Here is a 26,953-nt window from a genome sequence, read left to right on the forward strand (position 1 = left end):
TGTCCTTTGAACTTGGGTAAGCTTAAAAAAATTATATTTGGATATCACTAAAAAAATGGAAGGCCATCGCTTTGGTGAAATCAATTTCAAAAAATTAAAAATGAAGATTTTAAAACTATTATTCATCCTACTTTTAGGTTTTATTCAAACCAGCCAATCACAAACCAGAACGGTAAAAACCCTAGACACCAATTGGAAATTTCAAAAAGGAGACCATGAAAATGCTTCTAAAATACAATTTAACGATTCCAAATGGGAAACCGTAAGCGTACCTCACGATTGGGCCATCTACGGTCCATTCGATAAAGAAATCGACAAGCAAACTGTAGCCATTGTGCAAAACGGCGAAGAAATAGCCACCGAAAAAACAGGACGTACCGGTGCCCTTCCGCATGTTGGCACGGCTTGGTACAGAAATGTATTTAACATTACCCAAACCGAAAAAAATAAAAAAATAATTTTGCTTTTTGAAGGTGCCATGAGCGAACCCCAAGTATATTTAAATGGTAAAAAAGTGGGTGAATGGGGTTACGGTTACAGTTATTTTTATTTTGATGTTTCCGAATTGATTTCAGAAGGCGAAAACACTTTGGCGGTAAAGCTTACCAATCGGGAATTTGCTTCGCGTTGGTATCCTGGTGCCGGGCTGTACCGGAAAGTAAGCCTCATTGTTAAAAACCAAGAAAGCATCAACCAGTGGGGCACATTTATTACAACTCCATATATTTCCGATAGTATTGCCAAAGTGAACGTAAAAACTAAAGTTTCAAATACAAATGGGTATTTAATCACTACCGTTTTTGATGCCGACGGAAAAGAGGTCGCTTCTTTAAAATCAACCACCACTTTTGGCAATGAATACGACCAAAATATTAAAGTAAAAAACCCAAAACTCTGGAGCCCAGATACCCCGTATTTATACACCGCCATTTCCAAATTATATGTTGACAACGAGTTAAAAGACGAAATTTCAACGCGATTCGGTATTCGAAGCATAAAATATAAACGAAAAACAGGGTTTAGTTTAAACGGCAAAACCACCAAATTTAAAGGCGTTTGTTTACACCACGATTTAGGCCCGCTAGGGGCGGCGGTAAATAAAGCTGCATTAAAACGTCAACTCACCATTTTAAAGGATATGGGTTGCAACGCCATTAGAAGTGCTCATAATATGCCTTCATTGGAACAATTGGAACTCTGCGATGAAATGGGCTTTTTATTTTTAGCCGAAAGTTTTGATGAATGGAAAAAACCCAAAGTAGAAAACGGCTATAATCGTTTTTTTGATGAATATGCCGAGAAAGATATCGTTAATCTGGTAAGAGCTACAAGAAATCACCCGTGCATAGTCATGTGGAGTTCGGGCAACGAAGTACCCGACCAACATGGTGCTGCTGGCGTAAAAAGGGCTAAATGGCTTCAGGATATTTTTCATAGAGAAGACCCCACCCGCCCCGTAACTGTGGGCATGGACCGTGTAAAAGCAGTGATGGAATCGGGCTTTGGAGCCTTACTCGACGTCCCTGGGCTTAACTATCGCATTCATCTCTATGAAGAAGCTTACAATAGATTTCCTCAAGGTTTTATTTTAGGTTCAGAAACAGCATCAACGGTCAGTTCTCGTGGAGTTTATAAATTCCCTGTAGTACAGGCAAAAATGAAACAGTATGACGACCTACAATGCTCGTCATACGATTTGGAGGCCTGCAGCTGGAGCAATGTTCCCGATGAAGATTTCGTATTACAGGACGATAAACCTTGGGTGATTGGCGAATTTGTTTGGACCGGTTTTGATTACTTGGGCGAACCTACGCCCTACGATGAGTATTGGCCGTCGCGAAGTTCTTACTTTGGGATTTCAGATTTGGCCGGACTGCCAAAAGACCGCTTTTATTTATACCGAAGCCGATGGAACACTAAAGACGAAACTTTACATATTTTACCGCATTGGAACTGGAAAGGCCGAGAAGGCGAAACCACTCCCATTTTTGTGTACACCAATTACAACAGTGCTGAATTGTTTGTAAACGGAAAGAGCATGGGCGTTCAAAAGAAAACAAATGAATCGCCACAACACCGTTATCGATTGATGTGGACAGACATAAAGTATGAGCCGGGCACCGTTAAAGTCGTAGCTTTTGATGACAACCAAAATCCTGTTGCAGAAAAAAGCATGAAAACCGCTGGAAAGCCATATAAAATTGTTTTGTCGCCCGACCGAAAAACCATAAAAGCTAGTGGTAAGGACATTAGTTTTGTTGAAGTATCTGTAGTTGATAAAAATGACATTCCCTGTCCCACAGCAAACAATCAGCTAAAATTTAAAGTATCTGGAAAGGGAACTTATAGAGCAGCATGTAATGGTGATGCCACATCATTGGAATTATTTCATTTACCCACCATGAAACTGTTTAGTGGAAAATTGGTTGTGCTGGTACAATCGGAAAACGAACCTGGCGACATAAAATTAACTGTAATGGGTAAAGGTTTAAAAAAAGGAGAAGTAGCTATTACTTCAAAATACTAAAAGTTTCTGATTGTCCGTTTTGTGTAAAAATGTTACCTTTTCTGTTATGCTGAACTCGTTTCAGCATCCCATAACAACTTTAAAGGTTGATGTTTTATGGTGAGAACCTGAAACGAGTTCAGGTTGACATCGAACTTTATTATTGATTATCAACATTCAATTAAAAGTTTAAAAAACCTTCTCTACAATAAAACTAAGCCTTTTCTATGAAAACAATTGCCGAATTACATCTTGAAGTTGAGAACAGTACACCATTATTTAATCTTAAGCATAAATTTAAAATATAAGAAAAGGGCTTTTCTACCGTTTAAATAGTTAGCTAAATACTAACACTTTTTATTTAATCTTTTGCACATAGCTATCCAACCACACTGCCTATAAGTTTACAAACCAGCTTTAAACGACTATTTGATTTTGTGAGAAAAAATGGCGAACTTCGTTTAACTATCTATATAGACAATTGAAAAAGTCTATATCTTTAAGTTGCCAGTAATATGAAAAAAACTCTGCTGATATTAACAATTCTGCTTTCATTTGAACTTTATTCACAAGAAATTATTAAGTTTTCGAATGCGGAATTTGAATTTTGTCTGACCAAAAAATGCGGAGAAAATGACTGTGAAATAACTAAAATTGAGGTTCTGAAAAATGGAATCATAACGCAAACTATAAAACCGAGCGAAAACTATTTCAGTAAAACTTTTCCAAACGACCAATTATTTACAATAGAGGATATGAATTTTGACGGAAAAACGGATTTTAAGCTAATGGAGTTTCTTCCAGCTGGACCGAATGTTCCTTTTCTTTTTTGGATTTATAATCCGACAAATGAACTCTTTGAGGAAAACAAAGATTACGGAGAAATAACATCACCTGAATTTGATTACGAAAAAAAGCAAATTAATTCGACTTGGAGAAACGGTTGCTGTGAACACGGTCGAGATATTTATGAATTGAAAAACGGAATTCCAAAACTGATAGAACGATTTGTTATTGGACATAATTCAGAGGACAAAGAATATTATGAACATTGGAAAGTTGAAAACGGAGAATTAAAACTAATTGAAAAAACAGTTGAATAAAATACTATTGGCAACAATGTATAACCGCAATTACGGCGGATTCGACTACGTCCGAATCCACTCGGAATTGCGAGCGTCAGTGCTTAAACGAAAATTAACGCATATAAACCCGTAACTGACGGTTAAACGAGCCTTTAAACGAACACTTTCAAAACTTCATTTAGAACTAAATCATAAAAACTACTTCAAATGAAAAAATTCGGTTCCGTTGAAGAATATATAGAAAACCACTCCAAATTCAATGACGCATTCACGCTTCTGCGAGATATTATCGCTTCTACTGAAGTTGAAGAAACTATAAAATGGGGTGCACCGGTTTATACTGTTAACGGAAAAAATGTGTTAGGTTTGGGGGCTTTTAAACACCATTTTGACATCTGGTTTTTTAACGGTGTGTTTTTAAAAGACGAACACAACCTTTTGGTTAACGCCCAAGAAAACAAAACTAAGGCACTACGGCAAATGCGCTTTGAATCGATTGAAGATATCGATAGGAACAAGGTTTTAACCTACGTAAAGGAAGCTATTGAAAATCAAAGATTGGGCAAGGAATTAAAACCCGACCACAGTAAAAAGAAAACTGTTATACCAGAATTACTGTAAAAACTTTTAAATTCAAATGACACATTAAAAAAAGCTTTTGAAAATTTAACACCTTACAAGCAACGCGAGTATTGTGAATACATCAACAGCGCAAAACGCGAAACAACCAAACAAAAGCGCCTCGATAAAATAACGCCTTTGATTTCTAAAGGTATCGGTTTAAACGATAAGTACAAAAACTGCTAATTTTAGTTAATTAGTGCTTTCTTTCAAACTAAAGAATTCGTATCTTTTATTTAGCATTTCATTTAAAACTGTTTTATGAAAAATATATTGGTTACCATAGATTTTGACGGCCATGAACAAATCCTTTTGGACAAATCCGTTGAACTTGCTGAAAAATTCAACTCTAAAGTTTGGGTCATTCATATTGCCGCACCAAACCCTGATTTTGTAGGCTACGAAGCAGGTCCACAACAAGAACGTGATTTTCGCGCCAATAAGTTGAGAGACGAACATAAACAAATTCAAGAGTACAGTACATTACTCAAAAATAAAGGGATTAATTCAGAAGCGTTACTTATTCAAGGTACTACTGTTTCAACCATTATGGAAAAGGCCTCTACCCTAAATATAGACTTAATCATTGCGGGTTACAACGACCACGGTTTTCTTTACAATGCCGTAATTGGTAGTGTTTCCAAGCAAATTATCAAGGAATCGAAAATTCCCGTACTTATCGTGCCTTTAGATTAAGCCTTAAGCACCAACCTAAAACGCGCTTTCCCTTCCTCTAAATGTTCCAATGCTTTATTAACATCTTCCATTTTAAATTCCTCTACCGTCGGGTAAATATCGTGCCTTACACAAAACTCCAACATTTTCCGCGTAAGCGCAATGCTCCCAATAGGGCTGCCGCCAACCGATTTTTCTCCAACTATTAAACTAAAAGCCGGAATAGCCATTGGTTCTAACACAGCGCCAACTGTATGCAGTTTTCCTTTTGGAGCTAAAGTGGTTAAAAACGAGTTCCAATCTAAAGTGACATTTGTAGTATTTTAAATAAAATCTAATGAGCCCGCTATGCCTTCCAAATCTTCCGGTTTGGTTGAATCTATAACACGATGTGCCCCCATATTTAGAATCATATCTTTTTTGCTAGGGTTTGAGCTAAATGCGTAAACTTCACACCCCCATGCTTTTAAAAATTTTATAGCCATATGGCCCAATCCTCCAATGCCAATAACACCTACTTTGTCGGTTGGTTGAACCCCAGAAAGCACAATGGGATTAAAAACAGTAATACCGCCGCAAAATAGAGGCCCTGCCTTTTTAATATCCAAACCTTCAGGAAGTGGAATTACCCACGACCAATGCCCTCTTACGGCATCGGCAAAACCACCATGCCTTCCAACAATGGTGGCTTCGGCATTACCGCATAAATGCTGGTCACCACCCAGGCATGAATTACAGTGCATACAGGACGCAGAGTTCCACCCCATTCCCACTTTATCACCTACTTTTAATCCCTGGACATCACTTCCTACGGCCAACACCTCGCCAACAATTTCATGGCCCGGTACAAGCGGAAATTCAGACATGTCCCAGTCATTGTTGATCATACTTAAATCGGAATGGCACAAACCACAATAATGGACTTTAATATCGACCTCTTCTTTTCCTATTTCGGGAAGCTCGTATTCAAACGCTTCTAACTTTGCTCCCGCTTCTTTGGCAGCATATGCGTGAATTTTTCTCATGGGTTTTTGGTTTTTGAATAGTTTGAGAGAAGATACGAAAAAAGTCGTGCTTTTATTAATTAAGATTGGTGAGTTAATAACATTTTTAACGTGGTAATTTTATTAAATTTACACCGCTAACTTTAACACAAACTAAATCATGAAAATATTGGCTATTGGCAAAAATTACGTTGCCAACAAAGATGAAATAAGCGCTAACAAAACAGGCAATCAAATTATATTTTCCAAACCTGAAACCAGTCTTGTTAAAAATAACCAAGATGTTGTGTACCCAAGTTTTACAAAACAGTTGAATTACGAAGCCGAATTGGTTATTAAAATTGGAAAAAAAGGGAAAAACATTCCATTAAGTGACGCTGCGTCCTATATTTCGGAAATAGCTATTGGCATTGACTATACGGCTAAAGATGTCTTTAATGCCAGCAGGGAAAACAAAGGCCCCTGGGATTTAGGAAAAGGCTTTGATGGTGCCGCACCAATATCTAACTTTTTGCCCATTTCAAATTTTACAGACTTAAGCAATATCAACTTTAATTTGTCTATAAACGGCGAAAAGAAACAGGTTGGCAACACGAGCTTGATGATTTATAACTTTAACGATATCATTGCTTTTGTTTCGCAATACATGACTTTAGAACCTGGAGACCTTATCTTTACTGGAACCCCAGCTTCTGGAACCGGTGAAATCCATAAAGGTGACCATTTGCAAGCTTCTATTGAAGGAGAGTTGCTTTTGGATTTTAAAATGATATAATCCAACAGAACAAATCGACCAACAATGAGCAACTCTATAGCATATCGCGTTTATGATTTTATAAAAAACTATCCGCCTTTCAACCTTTTACAGAAAGATGATTTACTTAAAATTTCCCAAGAAGTTTCAATAATTTATCTCGAAAAGGGCGATGCTGTTTTTACCAAGGGGGACAACTATAGAAGTGTTTTTTATATGGTTAGAAATGGTGCTATAACACTTTACCACACTGCAGACGACAATGTTCAGCATATTGTTAATATTAGTGATGGCGGCGATGTGTTTGGTGTTAGGCCACTTATTGCTCAAGAAGCCTATAAACTTACTGCAAAGGCCAACGAAGAGTCTATTGTTTATGCCATACCCATTGATATTTTTAGGGAAGTTAGCTTAGACAATACAGAGGTTTCAAAGTTTTTGATTATGGCTTTTGCCACCAATGCATTTGACCCTTATACGGCCGAGGAAAACAAAAGAATTTTTGTAGACTATCTACCGAACACCTCACAGGATATTGTTAATTTTCAAACGGCAAACTATACCAAAAATCCCATTACCTGTAGCCATGAGTCGTCGTTAAAAGAAGCCGCTATAAAAATGAAGAACCATAAAATTGGTTGTATCATTGTGGTTGACGAAAGTAATAAACCTGTCGGTATTATTACAAACAGCGATATTAAAAACAAAATAGCGACGGGCATGTTTCCTATTGAAACCTGTGTAAGCAAAATTATGAGCGCACCGGTGATTACTTGCCAAAAGGACCTTACCGTAGCCGAAGGTCAATTAAAAATGATTCAATATAATATTGGGCATTTATGCATTACTAAAGATGGTACAGAAAACTCTAAACTTGTGGGCGTATTAACGCATCATGATGTTTTGGCTACTTTGGGGAATAACCCAACCGTTATTTTAAAAGAAATTAAACGTGTTAAACGCACAAAAAAGCTAAGAGCTGCCAGAATTAAAGCCAATCATTTATTAAAAAGCTATTTAGAACAAAATATTCCGTTGGGGCATATTTCAAAAATTATTTCACAGATAAACGATGCCGTAACCGTTCGTGCCATAGAAATTGCATTAAAAAAGATGCCTACCAAACCGCCGGTTAAGTTCTCTTGGATTGCGCTGGGCAGTCAGGGCCGTAAAGAGCAGTTATTATTTACCGACCAAGATAATGCCATCATTTTTGAAGACGTACCCGAAAACCAATACCAAGAAACCCAAGCCTATTTTTTAGAATTAGGCAAATTGGTTAGCAAATCCCTAAACAAAATAGGGTTTGAATATTGCGAAGCAGATATGATGGCCAGTAATCCAGATTGGTGCAAAAGCATTACCGAATGGAAAGCTCAATTTAACGACTGGATTTTAAATACTGACGACAAAGCTATTTTGTTATCTTCCATATTTTTCGACTTCAACCATATTTATGGAAAAAAAGCCTTGGTTACCGAGCTATCGGACTCTATTTATAAAACCTTGGGGCAAACCTCAATATTTTTTAAGTTTTTAGGTCGAGACGCTCTAAAAAACCCACCGCCATTAGGATTTTTCAAGCAATTTGCTGTTGAAAAGGACAACGAACAAAAAGATCTTTTCAATATTAAAAACAGGGCCATTATGCCTCTGGTTGATGCTGCCAGGCTGCTCATTTTACAAAAACAGATAAAGGGTGTTAATAATACTGCAGACCGCTTTGAAAAATTGGCCGATTTAGATCCAAGTAACAAAGAACTCTATCATTCCTGTGCGTATTCATTCAAGGCGCTGTCCAAATTTAAAACCAAACAAGGACTTTTACATAACAACACAGGTAAATTTATAGAAATTGAAACCCTTACCAAAGAAGAACAACTTAAGCTGCGTCGTTGCTTTAAACCCATACATGAGATTCAGGAAGTGCTAAAAGTTAGGTTTGATTTAAAAAACTTTGTTTAAAGCATGAAGTTCAAATGGCCATTTAAAAAACAGAAAAAGAATCTTCCTGATTTTTGGTTAGATTATATTTCCTTATTTAAAAAGAAAAAGAAGAAAAAATCTGAAATTCAAAATACAAGATTCGTTGCTTTTGATACAGAGACTACGGGTTTTGATAAAAAAGAAGATCGCGTATTATCAATCGGTGCCGTAGCTTTAACAGGAAAAACAATTCCTGTAAACGATACATTGGAAGTTTATTTAAAGCAAGATGTATTTAAACCAGAAACCGTAAAAATACACGGTATTATAAAGACGGGAACTGAAAAAAAAATAACTGAACTTGAAGCTATAAAAATTTTCCTAGATTATGTTAAAGATGCCGTTTTAATTGCCCATCATGCCAGTTTTGACAGAGATATGATTAACAATATGCTCGCTAGGCATGGCCTAGGCAAACTAAAAAATAGATTTATCGATACGGGTGTGCTCTACAAAAAATCGCTGCACATCATTTACAAAGACCACACAAGGCCATACACCTTAGATTATTTATGCAAAGAATTAAATGTACAGCCTATTGATAGGCACACCGCCACGGGCGATGCGCTTATCACGGCTCTTGTATTTTTAAAATTATTGACCCGTTTAGATAAAAGAAAACACCTAAATTGGGGGTATTTATTGAATAAGTAAAATAAAAATTATAACGATTTATCCATGATATCTTGTACAACTTCTGGATTTAAAAGTGTACTGGTATCGCCCAAATTACTGGTATCCTTACTAGCTATTTTACGTAAAATACGACGCATAATTTTACCGGAGCGTGTTTTAGGTAAACCTTGTGTAAACTGGATTTTATCCAACTTAGCTATAGGCCCTATACGATCTGAAATCAATTGATTAATCTCTTTACGTAGGTTACCATGGTCTCTAGATTCCCCTGTATCTTTAAGAGTTATGTAGCCATATAAGGCACTTCCCTTAACCTCATGAGGAAAACCTACAATTGCTGATTCAGCCACTGCTGGGTGTTCGTTAATAGCATCTTCTATTGGTGCCGTACCTAAATTATGGCCAGAAACAATAATAACATCATCTACACGTCCTGTTATTCTGTAATAGCCCACTTCGTCGCGCATAGCACCATCACCAGTGAAATATTTATTCTCGTAAGCAGAAAAATAGGTGTCTTTGTAGCGCTCATGGTTGCCCCAAATGGTGCGCGCTATTGATGGCCAAGGGAATTTAATGCACAAGCGGCCTTCTACTTGATTACCTTTAAGTTCTTGCCCACTTTCATCCAACAATGCTGGCTGAATGCCGATAAACGGCAATGTAGCGTAAGTTGGTTTTGTTGGCGTTACAAACGGTATAGGCGAAATCATAATACCACCTGTTTCGGTTTGCCACCATGAATCTACAATCGGACTTCTATTTTTGCCCACTACATCGTTATACCAGTGCCAAGCTTCTTCATTTATAGGTTCCCCTACACTGCCCAGTACTTTTAAGGATGAAATATCATATTTTTCAACCAACTCTACACCATGCTTCGCCAAAGCTCGAATAGCAGTGGGTGCCGTATAAAATTGATTGACTTTGTGCTTTTCAACAATTTCCCAGAACCGCCCAAAATCAGGATAACTGGGTACGCCTTCAAACATTACCGAGGTGGCGCCATTGGCCAATGGCCCGTAAACAATATAGCTATGGCCTGTAATCCACCCAATATCTGCAGTACACCAGTACACATCGTTCTCGCGATACTGAAATACGTTTTTAAATGTATAAGCCGTGTAAACCATATATCCGGCAGTAGTATGCACCATCCCTTTGGGCTTACCCGTTGAACCTGAAGTATAAAGAATGAACAGTGGGTCTTCAGCATTCATAACTTCTGGCTTACAATCATCTGAAGCCTCATCCAGCAAGGGCTGCAGCCATAAATCGCGCCCTTCCTTCATTGAAATATCAGACTGGATGCGTTTAGCCACCAATACCGATTTTACACCCGGACATTGCTCTAAAGCCTCATCAACAATACCTTTTAAGTCGATTGTTTTGGAACCTCTGTAAGATCCATCTGACGTAATAACCATTTTACAATCGCAATCGTTTATGCGGGTCGCTAATGCTTTAGATGAAAAACCAGCAAAAACAACGGAGTGTATAGCCCCTATTCGAGCACAAGCCAATACAGAAATGGCCAACTCAGGAATCATGGGCACGTAAATACAAACACGGTCGCCCTTTTTAACGCCCTGAGCCTTTAAAACATTAGCAAATTTATTAACACGCTTATATAATTCGTTATAAGTAATATGTTCTGAAGGTTCTTCTGGACTGTTGGGCTCAAACAAAATAGCCGTTTTATCTCCTCGTGTGGACAGATGCCTATCAATACAATTTTCGGTGATATTCAGTTGGGCTCCCTCAAACCATTTTATTTCGGGTTTATTAAAATCCCATGTTAAAACTTTATCCCATTTTTTTCGCCACATAAAGTGTTCTTCGGCGACTTCTTCCCAAAAATTTTCAGGTTCTCTTATAGACTTTCGATAAACTTGATAATATTCTTCTAAATGTTTTATGTGATAATTACTCATTCTTGTATAATTTTAAACAACCTAAAATAAAGCACTCTAAATTATAGGTTTTATAAATTTAATTCAAAGTTTTTTTAATGGTTACTCAATGGTTAAACAGCTTCTTGCTAATTAATGATGCGTTGCCTCTCCTGCTCCACTTGGTATTCTAATATTTTCAACAATTTCTTGTACATCTTCTGGTGGATCTGGAGTAAACTGCATAATGACAATAGAAACCACAAAATTTAGCACCATAGCAACGGTTCCGAAGCCTTCTGGCGAAATGCCAAACCACCATTCGCTTTCGTCGGGCACCGCATCATCAAACCAGCCCAATCTAAATTTCACCATATAAAGAAGCATTGTTATTACACCAACCACCATACCCGCAATAGCACCTTCTTTGTTCATTTTTTTATAAAAAATTCCTAAAATAATTGCTGGAAAAAATGAAGCGGCAGCTAAACCAAAGGCCAAGGCTACCACAGCGGCAACGAACCCTGGAGGATTTATACCAAAATATCCAGCAACAATTACTGCTACTACCGACGAAAGTCGCGCCGCTATTAATTCGCCTTTATCAGAAATATTGGGATTGATCATTTTTTTAATCAGGTCGTGAGATACGGAAGATGAAATAACCAACAACAAACCTGCTGCCGTTGAAAGCGCTGCCGCCAAACAACCTGCGGCTACAAGTGCTATAACCCAATTAGGTAAATTGGCAATTTCTGGGTTTGCCAACACCATAATATCACGATCTACATACAACTCATTGGCATTATCTGAAGCATTTGAAATTAAACGTTCGCCATGCACACCAACTTCACCAGTAAATTCTGGAGATTTAGAAGAAAGTGCAGGACCGCCATCTAATTTAGGACCTAAATACTGTACTTTTCCATCGTGATTTTTGTCGGTCCAAGCGATTAAGCCTAAGTCTTCCCAAGTATTAAACCAATTTGGCAATTGTTTGTACTCCGTTTGGTTAACGGTTTCCATTAAATTAAGCTTAGCAAAAGCCGCAACAGCCGGTGCCGTGATATATAAAAGAGCGATAAACAATAAAGCATAACCCGCCGATTTTCTTGCATCCTTTACTCGTTTTACGGTAAAAAACCTAACGATAACATGGGGTAACCCTGCAGTTCCTACCATTAAAGCTAAGGTTATTGCGAAAACGTCAATCATACTTTTAGAACCATCTGTGTAGGCGTTAAAACCTAGCTCTTGACTTAATCCATCAAGCTTATCCAACATATAGGTTCCCGAACCATCGGCCAGAGTATCACCCATGCCCAACATTGGCAAAGGATTATTGGTCATTTGAATAGAAATGAAAATAGCGGGTACAAGAAATGCAAAAATCAGAACACAATATTGCGCCACTTGCGTATAGGTTATTCCTTTCATACCTCCCATGACAGCGTAAAATAATACGATAATCATTCCAATCATTACCCCTGTATTGATATCGACTTCAAGAAAACGGGAAAACACCACACCTACACCGCGCATTTGTCCGGCTATATAGGTAAACGACACGATTAAAGCACAGAAAACTGCAACACTTCGGGCCGTATTGGAATAATAGCGGTCACCAATAAAATCGGGAACCGTGAACTTTCCAAATTTCCGCAAATAAGGCGCAAGCAATAATGCCAGCAACACATAACCGCCTGTCCAGCCCATAAGAAAAACAGAGCCGTCGTAGCCTAAAAATGAAATGATACCGGCCATGGATATAAACGAAGCGGCCGACATCCAATCTGCCGCTGTGGCCATTCCGTTCGCAATTGGAGAAACCCCGCCTCCGGCAACGTAAAATTCTTTTGTCGATCCCGCTCTGGACCAAATCGCTATTCCAATGTAAAGTGCAAATGTTACTCCAACAAATATATAAGTTAAATATTGTGCATCCATAATCTATTAGTTATCAAATCCGTATTTTTTATCCAGTTTATTCATTAATCTTACGTATACAAAAATTAGTATTACGAATACGTAAATTGCTCCCTGTTGCGCGAACCAAAATCCTAGTTTAAAGCCGCCTAGTTTTATTTCGTTTAAGGCATCTTTTAATAAAATTCCGGCCACAAAAGACACGAGGAACCAAATTGATAAAAGGATAAATAAATACCTAAGGTTTTCTTTCCAATAGGCCTTTGCATTGTTTTTAGTCATTTTAGTTTAGTTTAGTTGATATTTAATTGGTTGTTTTTTTAAGTATTAATTTAGATGTTTCCATTTAGATTTTTCATGCATGTACCTGGCTTCTTACACCAAGCATCAATATTACTTAAATTGCTACTTGCTTGAGACTGGGTCATTATGACAAATAATTCCTTGAAAAATTAAAAACTTCAACAAAAACTCGGTGTTAAAATGCTAATATAACATTTAGATTGTTAAAATCAATCGCTATTGATTATTTATCCCCAGCACATGTATTTACTAAAACTAATATTTAGAAGTCGTGCTTAGGAAGACAATACCCATGAATCATATAATTTCCCTACTGTTTTAGTCATCATACTTTCCGCACAGTACATCAATGCCATGCACAAAATATAAAAATGGAAAAACTTAATTGATACCAAAAGATACAAGCCACCTCCTATCAGGAAAGCCACCAATGGTATAAACCAGAAAAAATCTGAAAAATTTTTATTGATTCGTCATTAAACGTTATTTAAGATGTAAAAACATGGCTTTGAACGCAGTCGGTTTTCGCAATTAAAAGTATATTTATCGCATAAATTCCAAACCCTTTTGCCAACCAATCGCTTATACTTTATTGATGCCGTTAGAGCTTTTGCCATTTTAATGATGCTGCAAGGTCATTTTATTGATACTTTGTTAGCTCCCATTTTTAGAGACCATAGTTACACGGCTTATAATGTCTGGTCTTACTTTAGAGGTATTACAGCGCCTACCTTTTTTACAATTTCTGGGTTAGTTTTCACTTATTTACTCTTACGAGCATACCGTAAAGGAGACGATAAAACCAGAATAAAAAAAGGACTTTACCGAGGCTTATTTTTAATAGTAATTGGTTACAGCTTAAGAATTAATGTTTTCAGTTGGCTTAGCGGGTATTTCAATTCATATTTTTTGGTAATTGATGTACTGCAATGCATTGGTCTTTCGTTAATTTTATTGGTATGCCTGCACATCCTATTAAAAAAGCACAGCTATATTTTTTCTGTTATTTTGTTTTCAATAGGCAGTATTTGCTTTGTAACCGAACCACTTTACAGAGATTTAAACTTAGAAACTGTCCCAAAGCTTATTGCTAATTACATGACCAAGTCAAATGGTTCCGTTTTCACCATTTTTCCTTGGTTTGGCTACTCGGCCTTGGGCGCTTTTATATCTACTATTTTTTTTAGGCATGTGCACCGAAAGCGTTTTAAGATAATAACAATGGCATCATTCTTAATAGTTGGTTATATTTTAATATATTATTCGTCATGGTTACTAACAAAGCTTTACAACCTAACAGATATTTTACTTTTTAAACAAAGTGCCGACTACAATTATCTCTTCACAAGATTGGGCAATGTTCTTATTTTATTTGGTATTTTTTATGCTGTCGAGCAATTTTTAAAAAAATCTATTATTGTTAAAATTGGCGAAAAAACACTGTCTATTTACGTTATTCATTTTATTCTGTTGTACGGAAGCTTTACAGGTTATGGATTAAAGCGCTTTCTAAACAAATCGTTAAATCCAACTGAGGCCATTTTAGGTGCCATTCTATTTATGATTGTGGTATGCATTATTGCATTCCATTATGCCAAAACAAATGCGTTTGTGTATAACCTAACTAGAAAAGCAATTGATAGGTTTAAAAACTGAATAAAAATCATCCGTATCCCAAAAGATATAACAACATAAATAGAAAAAGTTTTTTTCATCCAGTAGTTTATAGGTTTACCAATAAACTTCTCATTTTCTAGCTTATAATACGCTACATTAATACGCTTCATTTAAAATTAAAACAACCATTATTTATATTAACCCTAAATAGGTATCATTCACCTTAACTACACTTAGATATCCTAAATATCAATTTTAACACAATAAAACCTACAAAAAATAACATAAATACGTATTTCATCTAAAATATTAGCTTTTAAACGTATTTTATTGTAGTTTTGGGTTTGTTAAAAAAAGAAACACTGAAGTTCAAAAAATAAAAGATGAGCCTAAAACATGTTTAACTAAAATTGAAGCCATTTTTTTATCGAACTAGGTAGAAAAAAGTTTTTGTTTTGAAAACTGCCCTAAATCAAAGTTTGAACTCATAAAGCTAATAATCTCCATGGAAAAACCTACTAACGTCATCACGCTACTCGTTTTAGTCTTTTTACTTAGCATAAGTAGTTTTGCCCAAACCTACAAACCTTTTACAGTTAGAGAAAACATAGATGTAAAAGGAAGTATGCTTGTCATTGGTAATTCAATTTTAGGGCAAGACAACCAACCTTTTAACGATTTATCACGTGACAACCAAGATATTTCAATGCAATACATTGATATTGATGGAGATAACTCGACTTTTAGTTCAAGTAATGCAGATTTATTGTTACAACCGCAAGAAAATGGAGACCCTACCACATGTTATCGTGTTGCATACGCAGGACTTTATTGGGGCGCTGTTTTACAAAATGGAGATCGCTCAAACATAAACAACATTAAATTTAAATTACCCGGTAGTTCAACTTATAACGACATCACAGGAGAAATTATATATGATGCCATTGTGTCCCCAATTGTTACTGAAACTGGCGAACCAGGTAATACACCCTATGCTTGCTATGCAGATGTTACCAACTTAATATCCAATCTATCCGTTATCGAAGGTACATATACTGTTGCCAATGTAACTTCTAGTTTGGGTTTTAATAATTCAACAGGGCTTTCTGCTGGTTGGTCGTTAATTGTTATTTACGAAGACCCAAACCTTCACACCAAATCATTTACAACTTATGACGGTTTTAGCCATATTTATGATGGTCATCAAGAAACCGTTCCCGTATCGGGGTTTACCACCCCTCCTGCAGGGCCAATAGACTTACAGTTTGCTTATGGCACATTAGACGGAGATAGAACAAAAAGGGCAACAAAACTTGAAATTAACGGTAAAGAGGTTACAACGCCTTTAAGACCGGCCAACAAATTCTTTGGTTCTGTAATAGAAAACTATAACGGTGTTTCATATCCCCGAAACCCATCAAGTGAAAATACTTTGGGCTATGACACTGGTTTTCTAGAAATTAAAAACTCAGAACCAGAGTTTATTAAAAACAATGACACTTCGGCTGATTTCAGGTTACAAGTAGCTCGAGGTCAAGCTGACCCCATTTTTGCCTTTTTTTCTGCTTTTGCAGTTGATATTATTGCTCCAGATATTGAATTGACAAAAATTGTACTTGATGAAAATGGAAATAATATCGACGGCGATGATGTCATTTTAGGGCAGCGCGTGTTTTATGAAATTACCTATCAAAGTATTGGTAACGATAATGTAACGCAATTTACCATTAAGGATATCTTACCCGATAATATTATATTTGACCCTAGTACAGATATCGATTTAAGCAATGCTGGTGGCGCAACCTTACAATCATACGACCCTGCTACAAGAACCATAATTTTTAATGTTCCAGATAGTTCAGTAGAAGTAAACGATCCTGAATTTGTTATTCGACTAGCGGTTCAGGTTGTTCCCAACTGCTATGATCTGGCTCAAGCTTGTAGCAATAAAATAATAAACCAGGCTTTTGCTACTTATCGCGGGGTTTTAAACACAAATATTATTGAAGAAGAAGGTAGCTTCGCCAGTACAGAATGTTTAAGCGAGCCAGCACCAACTAATTTCTTAGTAGATATTTCAAACTGTAATTTCGAACAAACCGAAGTTTTATGTGGTGACAGTGTAGAATTAACGGCCTTAGATGGTTACGATACCTACGCTTGGTCTACAAGCCCTAATGGTTCACCCGTTATCGGTAATGGTCAGTCATACACTGCTACAGAAACCGGAACCTACTACGTAACAAATACAACAAATTCAGACTGTCTTTCAGTTCAAGAAGTTTTTAATGTTATTACCTACGGCAATGATATAACAAATCCTGTAATACCTTATGCTGATTTGCTTCCTGTTTGCCCTAACGATGGTAAAGTACTACCTTACATTTTTCTTTGTGGAGCAAATGATGAGCGTGTCATTAACACAGGGGTTAGCGATGCCGTTTCAATAATATGGGAACAGCTAGACGAAACGAGCTGCCCTGCGGTAGGTGTCGAAGATTGTGCCAACGAAAACGATACCTGTACATGGAACCAAGTGGCCACAGGATCTAATTATACTGCCAATACCTCTGGACAATTTAGATTAGTAATCAACTATCCTGGAGGATGTTTTAATATTTTCTATTTTAACGTTTATACCAATATTTTAGAACCTACAATTAGCGCTAAAGACATTTTATGTTCAACACCTGGCCAGATTACTGTTGGCGGTACACCCTCTGGATATGAATACAGCTTAGACACTAATGGTCCGTGGCAAACTTCAAATATATTTGAAGTTAATGCTGCTGGTTACTATTCTGTATTTATTAGACAAGTTGGCGTTGAAACAAATCCTTGTATTTTTGAAACCCCTGAAGTTTACGTAAGACAAAGAGACTTTAATGTAACATCAACAGTAATTCAACCAGTATGCTATGATGACAAAGGTTCTATTATGCTTGCAGTAAACAATGCGCTTCCACAATATTATTACAGTATATACAATGGCGTTACGTTAGTAAATAGTATTGGCCCAGTGACAGAAAGCGATTATAGGTTCGAAAACCTGAACCCAGGTTTTTATACGGTAAACGTTTCCACGGAAGACGGCTGTACCTACACCGAAGATATAGAAATTATCCAGCCACCATTATTAGAGGTTACCGCAGCTCTAACAGCTCCACTTACCTGTACCAATGGGGAGATTACGATATACCCAACTGGCGGAACACCGCCATACACCTATTTCATTAATAGTAATTCTATTTCGCAGGACACTCCTGTCTATACAGTTACAGCACCCGGCGTTTATGATATTACAGTTTACGATTTCAATAGCTGTATTGCAACAACCTCAATCACGGTCGAGTCGATTCCCGCCCCTGATTTCACGGTATCTCATACGGACATAGCCTGTGCAGATGCAGCAAATTCTGGTTCTATTGAGGTCAACGTGTCCAACCCCAATGGCAATACCCTAGAATATAGTATCGACAACGGCGCGACCTTCGCAGACTCGCCGGTGTTCAACGGGCTCACTGCGGGCACATACAACGTTGTTGTGCGCTACACCCTGGGCCCTGATATCTGCGAAACGTCGCCTCTGGCGGTGACCATAACCGCTGCCCCTCCGGTTACGGGCACGGCATCGGTAACGGCACCATTGACCTGTACGGGTAGCGGTGAGATTACCGTTAACGGCGTAATGGGCGGAACAGCACCATATATGTATAGTATTGATGGCGTTAATTTTCAAACAGGCAATACTTTCTCTGGATTAATAGATGGTACATATAATGTGTTTATTAGAGATTCTAATAATTGCAGTATTGCTCTAGCTCCCATTACAATCGATTCATTAGACCCGCCAACTGATTTAAGTTTCAATAGTTCACCATTAGCCTGTCCTGAAAATACTTCAACGGTAACTTTATCAACAACAGGTGGGGTAACACCTCTTGAATATCAAATCATTGCACCTGCTGGTTCAGCTACGCCATATCAAGCATCAAATATTTTTACCGATTTAGCTCCAGATACTTATACATTTCAAGTAAGAGACGCTAATGATTGTACTTATAGCGAAACCTACACCATAACCCCATTACCTGCCATTACAGTTTTGGGTATTGTAGACAGTAACATTAGCTGTCTTGGTACTACAGATGGAGAAGCTACATTTACAATTTCTGGGACAACAAACTTTACATATTCAGTGAATGGTAGTAGCTCAACGTCTGGCACTTCACCAATAAACCTAACAGGTTTAGGGGCTGGTAATTATACCTTAACCATTACCGATACAACAACCAATTGTACAACTTCTGATACAGTAACCATCGATGAACCAACAGCTTCTTTAGGGCTTTCATTGGCTTCATCTCCTATAACCTGCATTGCTTCTGGAAGTATTACCATAAATGCTACTGGTGGCTGGGGAGGTTATACTTATGAACTACAACAACCCGATGCTACTATTATTGGACCACAGAACAGTAATGTTTTTACTGGATTAACTCAAATAGGAACTTATACTGCAACTTTAACAGATGTAAATGGTTGTTCTGTGTCTGCAACAATAGACCTTATCGCTCCTACAAACCCTTTAGCAACTATTGATGTAGCTTCTGATTTTTGTTTTGACCCTACTAATGGTGCAACTATAACCGTAAATGCTACAGGAGGGCAACCTCCTTATGAATACAGTATTAATGGTGGGACTTTTGTAAGCAGCAATACCTTTGCCAACCTAGGACCAGGTACTTATAATATTACTATCAGAGACTCCTTTGGATGTACATTTGATATTCAAACACAAACCATAGCAGATCAACTTACTGCTACTGCAGCCTTGATTAAAGGACTTGATTGTTCAGTGACACCTAATGCTGAAGTAAACATTGCGGTTAATGGTGGAACAGCCCCTTATGACTATGAAGTCTCATATAACGGAGGAGCCTATACTGGAGTTGGAAACCCTCCATATAGCTATAATAATGCACAAACAGGTACTTATCAATACAGAATAACAGATTCGTTGGGCTGTACTACAACAACAAATGTAGTAACCGTTCAAGGTATTACAAACCCTTCTGCAACAGCCATTGCGACTGACGTTTTCTGTAATGGCGACAATAGTGGTATTGTAACGATTGATATAGATGAAAACTTAGGTGTGCCTCCTTATACAATAAGTTTTAACGGCTCGGCATTTACTTCTCAAACAGTTTATAATGGATTGGTTTCTGGAAGCTATAATTACATTGTTCGTGACAGTAATTCTTGTGAATTTAACGGAAGCGTAGTTGTAGGTGAGCCTACCGTAGTAAATATAGACAGTGAGACCATTACACCAATTACCTGTGGGGGATCTGGAAACATTTTAGGAGCCATTACCTTAACAAATGTATCTGGCGGAACACCAAATTACACCTACACATTATTAGATAGTTCTGGGAATTTGGCAACAACCTCTTCTACAAACCCCTTAGGACCAACATCCAGCACAAGTGTAACTTTTAATGACTTGAATTTTGGCAATTATTATTTAAGAATAGTCGATGCTAATGGCTGTGAGTTTAATTTTGGTCCATATTTGGTGGCTTCAGATGTTGACAACTTAGACATTTTTGCCAATGGAGGTGGAACTTGTATTGCTGGTGTAACCTATGATTTAAGTATTGTTAATGGTACTGGTCCATTTAGAATTCGTATTTACAATGGAAACCCAGTATTTAATCCAGGGGATGGAGTTTCCCCTAATGGGTTACCAACTTCAAACATTTCACCAAATGAAAGAAACCATCAGTTTACAGGTTTACAATTTGATGTGAGTTATGTTTTTGAAGTTTTGGATACTAGCACAAATTGTACTTACATAGAGCAAGTCCCAGCAGTTGATAGTCCATCGGCCATTGACTTGACAGGTTCAGTTACCAATGTTACTTGTTATGAAGTGCCTGGTTTGAATGATGGCATATTCGATTTTACCGTGTCTGGTTATGATGGTAATGAATTATCTTGGGAGGTTTTTAATAATTTATCTAATGCATCAACCGGCATAACAGGATTAGCCAATGGTTTAACTGGAGCTGACTATAGTGATACCATTGCAAACCTAGCACCAGGAGATTATTATTTATTGGTAACCGAAACTGATTTAGCTTCAACACAATGTACAGCTATAGTCTATTTCCAAATCGTACAACCAACCGAGTTGTTACTTGCAGAAGTTATCAATACAAATGCAAATTGTAATCAAAATGCCCAAGTTGCTGTTAACGCGAGTGGAGGCACGCCTCCTTATGAGTATGCCTTTGTGGAAGATGGTGTAATGCCTAATCCTGGAAATTGGACTAGTAACAATTTAGCCAATCTAGATGTTAACGTCAACACCAATTGGGATGTTTATGTAAGAGACAGTAGCGGCTGCGACATCAGCATGCCCCTTGATGTTGTAATCAACCAAGATTCTGCACCCTCAGTAACCTTACCAACATTGGCTGATGATCAGTGTTCATCAAATGGTAGTTCTTATACCTTTACCGCTACACCTGGAGGCGGAGAAGTAACTCCGGTAATGTATAGCATCGATGGAGTTAGCTTCCAATCGAGCCCAACTTTTATAGTATCTTCTAGCGGCACTTATACTGTAACAATTAGGGATGGTAATGGCTGTACGGCTACAGATGATATTATAATTTATCCGCCACTTAATGTTACACCTTCAGTAACTGCTTTAACTACTTGTCTAGACAATGACGGTGAAGTTACAGTAGAAGCATCTGGCGGCTCAGGAACTTATACTTACAGTATTAGTCCGAATCCTGCGTCAGTTAATCTAGCAGGGAATGTGTTTTCTGGAGTTCCCTCAGGAACTTTTACAATAACTATTAGCGATGATATTACAGGCTGCACAACAAGTGCTCCTGTTTCCTTAGACCCTGCTACACCTGTAACCTTTACAACAACCACAAGTGATGTAGTGTGCAATGGAGGTAATGAAGGAACAATAACCGTTAATCTACCCGTAACTAATGACAATCCGCCTTATACCTATGAAATTATAGCGCCAATTGTTGTTGCCCCACAATCTTCTAATATATTTACTGGGCTATCTGCTGGAACTTATACAGTTCAAGTTAATTCAGGCAGAGGTTGTTCTTCAACTAATGATGCTGTTATTGGAGAACCCACAATGCTTTCCGTATCAGGTGTTGCTACAAATTTCAGTTGTGCAGCCGACAATTCTGTAAACACGTCAGTATTAACAATTACTGAGGCAGGAGGTACAGCTCCATACACTTATAGTATTAATGGAACAAACTATTTTACATCAAACACTTTTGATATAATTGACACTGGCAGTGTTCAAAATATTGACATCTATGTTGTTGATGCTAACGGATGTATGGCTACAAGTACCGTAAACATTAATCCGTTACCAACTTTGGATGCTGCATCTGTAGCAATAGCTACACCAATAGACTGTAATGGTACAGGTACAATTACCATAAATGTTACTGGAGGGTCAGGCAATTTTACTTATGAAATGTTACCAAGTGGAACTCCGCAAGCCTCGAATACTTTCAGTATTTCAGAGCCAGGAGATTATTATTTCCAAGTGAATGATTTAGACACGGGTTGTACGATTACAACTTCTGTTTTTACTGTCGTGCCATTTGACACTATTAACGTTGATGCTACAGCAACCACTGAAGTTACATGTTTTGGTAATTCTGATGGCGCTCTGGAAATTAATTTAACAGGATATACGGGTGCTTTTACTTATGAAGTATTTGATAGTAATAATGTTTCTGTTATTGCTTCAACCCCAACCAATACTTCAACAAACCCATTGGTAATTTCAGGGTTGCCTGGCGGTAATTATTATGTTGAAGTAATAGAAACAGATAGTCCTTTTTGTGCTACAAGATCCAATTTTGTTACCATAAATTCACCAAATAGCACTTTAAATCTAACACTAAGTGAGACCTCCAACGTGACCTGTGATGATGGAAGAGGTACGATTTCGGCCGTTGCCAACGGCGGATGGGGTTCCTATGAATACGAACTCACTGGAGCGGCAATGGTAGGGTATTCCCCCAACGGAACATTTTACAACCTGTCGGCAGGCACCTATACCGTTACCGTAAGGGATGCCGGTGGCTGTATCGTCTCAGAGACCATTACCCTAGATCTGCCCGCGCCAATCGACGCTACGGTTACCGCAAGCACCAATTTACTGGACTGTTTTGGGGACGACAACGCCTCCATAACGGTAAGCGCTACCGGCGGACAGGGCGATAATTACACTTATACGCTCAACAGGGTGTCGCCAACGGTGAGCGCTTCCGGACCACAGACCAGCCCGGTGTTCAATAACCTGGGCGCTGGAACTTATAGCGTAACGGTCACCGATGGCTATAACTGTGAATTTTTATCAGCCGATATCACCATCGACCAACCGACGCCCATTGAAGTGGATTTGGTAAAGGAAACATCCGCAACCTGTTTAACGGACGCTTCACTGACCTTGAGCGCCTCGGGCGGCACGGGCAGTTACGAATATAGCGGTACGGCGAACTTTGCTACTGTCCTGGGGACATTTGCAACATCGGTAACCTTTCCGGTCTCCGATGGCACCTATGTCTATTATGTGCGCGATGCGAACGGGTGTGCGGGAGCCGTTTCCAACGAAATCACCATCGCCCCCCTGCCTGAACTTGTTGTGGACTTGGATACCTCCAATGCCACGATCAACTGTGCCGGCGATGTTACCGGAGTTATCGTAGCGGAGGCACAGGGCGGCCTGGGCAATTATGTCTATACCCTCCAGGACGCTTCCGGGAACGATATCGATCCCGTAACCCAAGATAGCCCAGGGGTGTTCACCGAGCTTCCCGTTGGAAACTACCAAGTGCAGGTGGAGAGCGGCGATTGCTTGGTTACAAGTGCACAAGTTACAATAACAGAGCCTTCGACGCCGCTGACGGCCAATTTTGTGGCCACCAACGTGACCTGTCCGGGCACCAATAACGGCAGGCTGGAAATTACGGCCTCTGGTGGAACGGGCATTATAAAATATGCCATTTCGCCACAGTTGAACCAGTTCTTCGATGGACCGGTTTTCGAAAACCTGGCCCCGGGCGATTACCAGGCCATGGCACAGGACCAGCTGGGCTGTTTCGTGCTTTTCAATTTTACCATTGAAGATGCCGTTCCAGTAGCGCTCAGCATTGTACCGGGTTCCATTGTCCCAGAAGTATGCTCGGGAGATATGAACGGCGAGTTCAGTATAGAGATCTCCGGGGGCAACATGCCCTACAGTATCAGCCTGGACGATTATGAGGGCACGTACACCACGGGTGGAGCAGCACAGGCCCAATTTGACTTTTCGGGACTGGCCGGTGGCGACCACATCGTCTATGTGCGCGATGCCCTGGGCTGTGAGACCGAATGGAACATTACCTTCCCCGAATCGGTGGCGATAAATCCCGTTGCAGAGGTGGTTTTCGATTGTGTCAACAACATAGCGACCAATACCGTTACCGTTACCGTTGATGAGACCGTAGACCCTGCCGAACTGGACTATTCGCTAAATGGAGCCCCCTACCAGGCCAACAACGTTTTTGTGGACGTGCCGGCGGGCATGGGCCATTATATCGACGTAAGGCACTCCAACGGCTGTATCCAGCGTACCCAGGCCTTTGACGTGGAACAGTACGAACAGCTGCAGTTGGCCATCGATGACGGGGAGATTAACCAGATAGTGGCCGTGGCCACCGGTGGGGCAGAACCTTATGAATTTACGCTCAACGGCGAGCCTTACGGCAGCGAGAGCACGTTTGCCATCTACCGATCGGGCGACTACACGGTCACCGTGACCGACAGCAACGGCTGTACGGCAAGCGCAACGCGCTATTTCGAGTACATCGACGTGTGCATACCCAACTACTTCGTGCCGCAGAACGGCGGTTGGGGGCCCGGGTGTACCGGACAGTACCGGAACATGACCTTCGATATCTTTGACCGCTACGGAAGGAAGATAGCCACACTGGGCGTCGATGAAAAATGGGACGGAACTTATAACGGAAAGGACCTGCCCACGGGCGACTACTGGTACGTGGTTAGGCTCAACGACCCCAACGACGACCGTGACTTCGTAGGGCACTTTACACTGTACAGATAATCAAAGCAGCGCGACCCAAAAAAAGAACAAGATGAAAAAAAGAACATTGACCGTATATTTTCTGCTTTTGGCCCTGACCAATACTTTTGGCCAGGAACTGAACCTGCCGGTATTCACACAATACCTGGCGGACAACAACTTTGTGGTATCGCCCACCTATGCCGGTATTGGCGACAACCTCAAGCTGAGGGCCAACGGGCTCACCCAGTGGGTGGGCATCAAGGGCGCCCCAGACAACCAGTCGTTCTACGGCGACATCAGGATCGCCGACCGTACCGGCGTGGGACTGTCTCTTTACAACGACCGCAACGGGAACACCATACAGACCGGGGCCAAGTTCTCCTTCGCCCATCACCTTATCTTGGACTATTATTCCAAGATGTACCTGTCTTTGGGCATATCCTATAACCTGAACAATTTCAGGATAGACATCAACAACTTCAACACCACCTACGAGAACCCGACCATAGACCCTTACGTGACCGACGACCGCAGGACCACCAACCATAACTTTGACGTGGGCGCACTGTTCAGGCTCAAGGGCTACTTCCTGAGCTTTAACGCCAACAACGTGCTGGACAAGGATTTTGACCAGTCCCTGAGGAAGCTCGAGCCCAACCTGCTGCTCAACTACCAGCTCTACACGGGGTACACCTTCAGGGGACCCAAGAAGAGCGGGCTCGAGTTCGAGCCGAGCATGTTCATGCAGATGTTCAGCAGCGACAAGCGATCAAGTACCGACGTGAATTTTAAGTTCAGAAAATACAATAGATATGGGGACTATTACTGGGCGGGCATATCGTACCGCTTTTTGAACGACCAGTTTTTTAGGCCGCTCAACATCGGCCCCATGGTGGGATTCAAGAAATCCATTTTATATTTTGGGTACGCCTACCAGGTCACAACCAACGACCTATCGGGGTACAACTCCGGAACGCACGTGGTCACCATAGGCCTCGACTTCCTGCAGGGCATAAGCAACTGCCCATGTACACAGGACCCAGTGCACCATTAAGATTCCTAGCATTATTTTTGGAAAACACCGTCCTGTTACTTAATAAATGATTGGGCAGTAAAATTGGAGTACTTATTTTAAAAAAAGAGTTTGATTATTTCTTTTTACCACTAAAAACTACAAAACCTTGCAAATCATATCGTTTGCGCGGTTTTTAACTTTTTTTGGTTTTCAACTTGCGCTTTTACTTATATTCAATGCTCTTTTCCATTTTGATAGAAAATGTAAAGTACAATTAGCAGCACATTATAACATAGTTTCGGTTAGTACAAAAATAATAAATTCCGTATCTTAGAGTAAATAATGACATTACCATGATAATACTCAGTTTATTAAATATTTATCTCCAATTACCACCTGGCACGCGAAATCCTGACGATAATGCACCATTGGACCTTACAGACCCATTTAATGTTATTGTGTTTATTATCTTGCCAATTGCTGCATTGGTTCTATATTTTGTTTGGCGGAAAAAAAAGAAAAAGGACAGGGATTTATAAAACATTTCCAATGAAAAAATACCAGAAATCAAACAATCCTTCAAGTTACACAGAATCTTAGTTTGAAAACATCTAAAAATGCAAAAAAACAGAGCTATAAAACGAAGTTAATGCCATAATATATTTTATTAACTAAAACTTTAAATCACTCTAAAATATAAAACAAGGAATATCAGTTGAAATTAGTTACCTCTTGTATTTTCAGTTTAATTAATATTGTTTCATAAAGAATAGTGACAATTATCAAAAACAAAAAACC

14 protein-coding genes and 1 pseudogene are annotated in these 26,953 nt (G+C 39.1%); 10 read left to right on the forward strand and 5 right to left on the reverse strand.

The annotated features are described in order from the left end of the window. The first annotated feature begins 100 nt into the window (after positions 1–100). The 4 genes and pseudogenes from GSB9_00910 to GSB9_00913 all read left to right on the forward strand — a co-directional run bounded on the left by GSB9_00910 (position 101) and on the right by GSB9_00913 (position 4,908). Positions 101–2,527, forward strand: coding sequence for a DUF4982 domain-containing protein (locus GSB9_00910; protein UKM64363.2), 2,427 nt, complete (start codon positions 101–103; stop codon positions 2,525–2,527). Between the two features lie 494 nt (positions 2,528–3,021). Then, the gene (locus GSB9_00911) at positions 3,022–3,609 is read left to right on the forward strand and encodes a nitrite reductase (protein UKM64364.1); all 588 of its coding nucleotides are present in this window, start codon (positions 3,022–3,024) and stop codon (positions 3,607–3,609) included. A 189-nt stretch (positions 3,610–3,798) separates the two neighbouring features. Continuing rightward, positions 3,799–4,398, forward strand: a pseudogene (locus tag GSB9_00912) (YdeI/OmpD-associated family protein). Positions 4,399–4,473: 75 nt separating this feature from the next. Then, the gene (locus GSB9_00913; GenBank protein ID UKM64366.1) at positions 4,474–4,908 is read left to right on the forward strand and encodes a universal stress protein; all 435 of its coding nucleotides are present in this window, start codon (positions 4,474–4,476) and stop codon (positions 4,906–4,908) included. On the opposite strand, the gene GSB9_00914 is transcribed toward GSB9_00913, so the two are convergent. Both GSB9_00914 and GSB9_00915 read right to left on the reverse strand, forming a co-directional pair. Beyond that, the gene (locus GSB9_00914; protein UKM64367.2) at positions 4,905–5,129 is read right to left on the reverse strand and encodes a hypothetical protein; all 225 of its coding nucleotides are present in this window, start codon (positions 5,127–5,129) and stop codon (positions 4,905–4,907) included. The two genes, GSB9_00913 and GSB9_00914, sit on opposite strands and share 4 nt — an antisense overlap. Before the next feature lie 81 nt (positions 5,130–5,210). Beyond that, on the reverse strand, positions 5,211–5,912 hold the full coding sequence (locus GSB9_00915; GenBank protein ID UKM64368.1) for an NAD(P)-dependent alcohol dehydrogenase: 702 nt from the start codon (positions 5,910–5,912) through the stop codon (positions 5,211–5,213). 139 nt (positions 5,913–6,051) lie between these two features. Here GSB9_00915 and GSB9_00916 point away from each other — a divergent pair, with 139 nt between their 5' ends. The 3 genes from GSB9_00916 to GSB9_00918 are packed head-to-tail and all read left to right on the forward strand — an operon-like array spanning position 6,052 to position 9,285. Next, positions 6,052–6,666 (forward strand): fumarylacetoacetate hydrolase family protein, encoded by a 615-nt coding sequence (locus tag GSB9_00916; GenBank protein UKM64369.1) that lies wholly within the window; start codon positions 6,052–6,054, stop codon positions 6,664–6,666. A 24-nt stretch (positions 6,667–6,690) separates the two neighbouring features. Continuing rightward, the gene (locus GSB9_00917) at positions 6,691–8,610 is read left to right on the forward strand and encodes a DUF294 nucleotidyltransferase-like domain-containing protein (GenBank protein ID UKM64370.1); all 1,920 of its coding nucleotides are present in this window, start codon (positions 6,691–6,693) and stop codon (positions 8,608–8,610) included. A 3-nt stretch (positions 8,611–8,613) separates the two neighbouring features. After that, positions 8,614–9,285: a 3'-5' exonuclease gene (locus tag GSB9_00918; GenBank protein UKM64371.1), complete on the forward strand. Its 672-nt coding sequence runs from the start codon at positions 8,614–8,616 to the stop codon at positions 9,283–9,285. Positions 9,286–9,293: 8 nt separating this feature from the next. Here the strand turns inward: GSB9_00918 and acs are convergent, their stop codons facing one another. The 3 genes from acs to GSB9_00921 all read right to left on the reverse strand — a co-directional run bounded on the left by acs (position 9,294) and on the right by GSB9_00921 (position 13,367). Continuing rightward, positions 9,294–11,201: an acetate--CoA ligase gene (acs, locus tag GSB9_00919; GenBank protein ID UKM64372.1), complete on the reverse strand. Its 1,908-nt coding sequence runs from the start codon at positions 11,199–11,201 to the stop codon at positions 9,294–9,296. A gap of 111 nt (positions 11,202–11,312) precedes the next feature. Further along, positions 11,313–13,106 carry a cation acetate symporter gene (locus tag GSB9_00920; GenBank protein UKM64373.1) on the reverse strand — a complete coding sequence of 598 codons (1,794 nt, stop codon included), beginning with the start codon at positions 13,104–13,106 and terminating at the stop codon, positions 11,313–11,315. 6 nt (positions 13,107–13,112) lie between these two features. Next, the gene (locus GSB9_00921) at positions 13,113–13,367 is read right to left on the reverse strand and encodes a DUF4212 domain-containing protein (GenBank protein UKM64374.1); all 255 of its coding nucleotides are present in this window, start codon (positions 13,365–13,367) and stop codon (positions 13,113–13,115) included. Positions 13,368–13,955: 588 nt separating this feature from the next. On the opposite strand from GSB9_00921, the gene GSB9_00922 reads away from it, so the two are divergent. From GSB9_00922 to GSB9_00925, 3 genes are all read left to right on the forward strand, one after another. Beyond that, positions 13,956–15,044 carry a DUF1624 domain-containing protein gene (locus GSB9_00922; protein UKM64375.1) on the forward strand — a complete coding sequence of 363 codons (1,089 nt, stop codon included), beginning with the start codon at positions 13,956–13,958 and terminating at the stop codon, positions 15,042–15,044. A 466-nt stretch (positions 15,045–15,510) separates the two neighbouring features. Beyond that, positions 15,511–25,179 (forward strand): T9SS type B sorting domain-containing protein, encoded by a 9,669-nt coding sequence (locus GSB9_00924; protein ID UKM64377.1) that lies wholly within the window; start codon positions 15,511–15,513, stop codon positions 25,177–25,179. Positions 25,180–25,210: 31 nt separating this feature from the next. Next, the gene (locus GSB9_00925) at positions 25,211–26,194 is read left to right on the forward strand and encodes a type IX secretion system membrane protein PorP/SprF (GenBank protein UKM64378.1); all 984 of its coding nucleotides are present in this window, start codon (positions 25,211–25,213) and stop codon (positions 26,192–26,194) included. Positions 26,195–26,953 lie beyond the last annotated feature (759 nt).

The sequence above is a fragment of the Flavobacteriaceae bacterium GSB9 genome (assembly GCA_022749295.1).
Classification (GTDB): Bacteria; Bacteroidota; Bacteroidia; order Flavobacteriales; family Flavobacteriaceae; genus Flavisericum.

Coding starts and splice junctions, on each gene's coding strand:
- GSB9_00917 (UKM64370.1), top strand. CDS start 6,691: ATGAGCAACTCTATAGCATATCGCGTTTATGATTTTATAAAAAACTAT.
- GSB9_00921 (UKM64374.1), bottom strand. CDS start 13,367: ATGACTAAAAACAATGCAAAGGCCTATTGGAAAGAAAACCTTAGGTAT.
- GSB9_00916 (UKM64369.1), top strand. CDS start 6,052: ATGAAAATATTGGCTATTGGCAAAAATTACGTTGCCAACAAAGATGAA.
- acs (UKM64372.1), bottom strand. CDS start 11,201: ATGAGTAATTATCACATAAAACATTTAGAAGAATATTATCAAGTTTAT.
- GSB9_00910 (UKM64363.2), top strand. CDS start 101: ATGAAGATTTTAAAACTATTATTCATCCTACTTTTAGGTTTTATTCAA.
- GSB9_00913 (UKM64366.1), top strand. CDS start 4,474: ATGAAAAATATATTGGTTACCATAGATTTTGACGGCCATGAACAAATC.
- GSB9_00915 (UKM64368.1), bottom strand. CDS start 5,912: ATGAGAAAAATTCACGCATATGCTGCCAAAGAAGCGGGAGCAAAGTTA.
- GSB9_00924 (UKM64377.1), top strand. CDS start 15,511: ATGGAAAAACCTACTAACGTCATCACGCTACTCGTTTTAGTCTTTTTA.
- GSB9_00925 (UKM64378.1), top strand. CDS start 25,211: ATGAAAAAAAGAACATTGACCGTATATTTTCTGCTTTTGGCCCTGACC.
- GSB9_00920 (UKM64373.1), bottom strand. CDS start 13,106: ATGGATGCACAATATTTAACTTATATATTTGTTGGAGTAACATTTGCA.
- GSB9_00918 (UKM64371.1), top strand. CDS start 8,614: ATGAAGTTCAAATGGCCATTTAAAAAACAGAAAAAGAATCTTCCTGAT.
- GSB9_00911 (UKM64364.1), top strand. CDS start 3,022: ATGAAAAAAACTCTGCTGATATTAACAATTCTGCTTTCATTTGAACTT.